General features: G+C 77.1%; 2 protein-coding genes. Both read left to right on the top strand.

Going from position 1 to position 1,737, the window contains the following annotated elements; all coding sequences use genetic code 11:
• On the top strand, positions 1-1,063 hold a 1,063-nt coding region (locus KBX39_RS30490), incomplete at its 5' end, for a cystathionine gamma-lyase (RefSeq protein ID WP_210873862.1).
• A gap of 172 nt (positions 1,064-1,235) precedes the next feature.
• On the top strand, positions 1,236-1,737 hold a 502-nt coding region (locus KBX39_RS30485), incomplete at its 3' end, for a methyltransferase domain-containing protein (protein WP_210873861.1).

Raw genomic sequence — 1,737 nt, 5'->3', positions numbered from 1 at the left:
GGCGGTACCCGGGCAGCCGTTCCTGCCCGGCCCGGTCTTCGCCGCGCCGTACCACCTCGACCCGGAGCGCGGCCCGTCGGCGGCGGCGGACGGGTACGGGCGGCCGGACAACCCGACCCGGCGACTGCTGGAGACGGCGATCGGCGAGCTGGAGGGCGCCGACTGCCGCGTCTTCGCCAGCGGCCAGGCCGCCATCACCGGGCTGCTGCTGACGGTGCTGCGACCCGGCGACACCGTGCTGCTGCCCGCCGACGGCTACTACTCGGTGCGCTCGTTCGCCTCGGGCACGCTGGAGCAGCTCGGCGTACGGGTGACGCTGGTGCCGACCGCCGGGCCGTACCCGTCGTTCGACGGCGTGCGGCTGGTGCTGCTGGAGACCCCGGCGAACCCCGGCCTGGACGTCGTCGACGTGCGGGCGGTGGCCGCCGCCGCGCACGCCGCCGGGGCGCTGGTGGCGGTGGACAACACCACCGCGACGCCGCTCGGGCAGCGCCCGCTGGACCTCGGCGCGGATGTGGTGGTCGCCTCCGGCACCAAGGCGCTGACCGGCCACTCGGATCTGCTGCTGGGCTATCTGGCCACCCGCGACGCCGGGCTGCGGGACGCGGCGACCACCTGGCGCAACGCCACCGGTGGGGTGCCCGGCGCGTTCGACTGCTGGCTGGCCCACCGGTCGCTGGCCACGCTGGACCTGCGGCTGGCCCGGCAGACCGCCAACGCGCGGGCGCTGGCCGACCTGCTCGCGGCCCGGCCGGACGTGACCGGGGTGCGCTGGCCCGGACGGCCGGACGACCCGGCGTACCCGGTCGCGTCGGCACAGATGCGGCGCGTGCCGGGCGTGGTCTCGTTCGACCTGGGCGACGAGGGCCGGGTGGCCCGGTTCCTCGGCGCCTCCCGGCTGGTGGCCGCCGCCACCTCGTTCGGCGGGCTGCACAGCACCGCCGACCGGCGCGCCCAGTGGGGCGACGCCACGCCGCCCGGCTTCGTGCGGTTCTCCTGCGGCATCGAGGACACCGCCGATCTGCTCGCCGACGTGGCGGCCGCGCTGGACGCGGCGGGCTGACGGCGCGACGCCCGCTGGGCTATCGTGACGGGCAGCCACGGCCCGTGCGGCCCCGACCCGAGGAGGTGAGTCCGATCCCCCAGCAGAGGACCGGCGTTCCCTCCGAGTCCGCGTCGCCCAGGAGCTGAGGCGACGCCGGGAGCGCCGACGAGCGCTTCCCGAAAGGCCTGCCATGGCATCCACCGTGTTCACTCCCGACCGTCCGGCCCTCGTCCGCCGGCTGCGCGCCGCCGGTTGCGTCTTCGCCGAGGACGAGGCGGAACTGCTGATCGCCGCCGCCGACTCGGCGCAGGCGTTGACCCGGCTGGTCGACCGTCGCGTCGCCGGCCTGCCGCTGGAACATCTGCTCGGCTGGGCCGAGTTCTGCGGCCGGCGGATCGCCGTCCACCCGGGTGTGTTCGTGCCGCGCGGCCGGACCGCCCTGCTCGTCGACGCCGCGACGGCGCTGGCCGGGCCGGCCCCTGCGGTGCTCGACCTGTGCTGCGGCTCCGGCGCCGCCGCCGTGGTGCTGCACGAGCGGCTGACGCCGCGCTGGCTGGCCGCCGCCGACATCGACCCGGTGGCGGTGGCCTGCGCCCGGCGCAACCTCGAACCGCTGGGCGTCCCGGTCTACGAGGGCGACCTGTTCGACGCGCTACCGGCCGGCCGGCGCGGGACGCTGGACCTGGTGGTGG

The sequence above is a fragment of the Micromonospora sp. D75 genome, assembly GCF_018070405.1.
Lineage (GTDB): Bacteria > Actinomycetota > Actinomycetes > Mycobacteriales > Micromonosporaceae > Micromonospora > Micromonospora chalcea.
The sequence above is the reverse complement of the archived record's forward strand: the minus strand, read 5'-3'. Positions and strand labels throughout refer to the sequence as shown.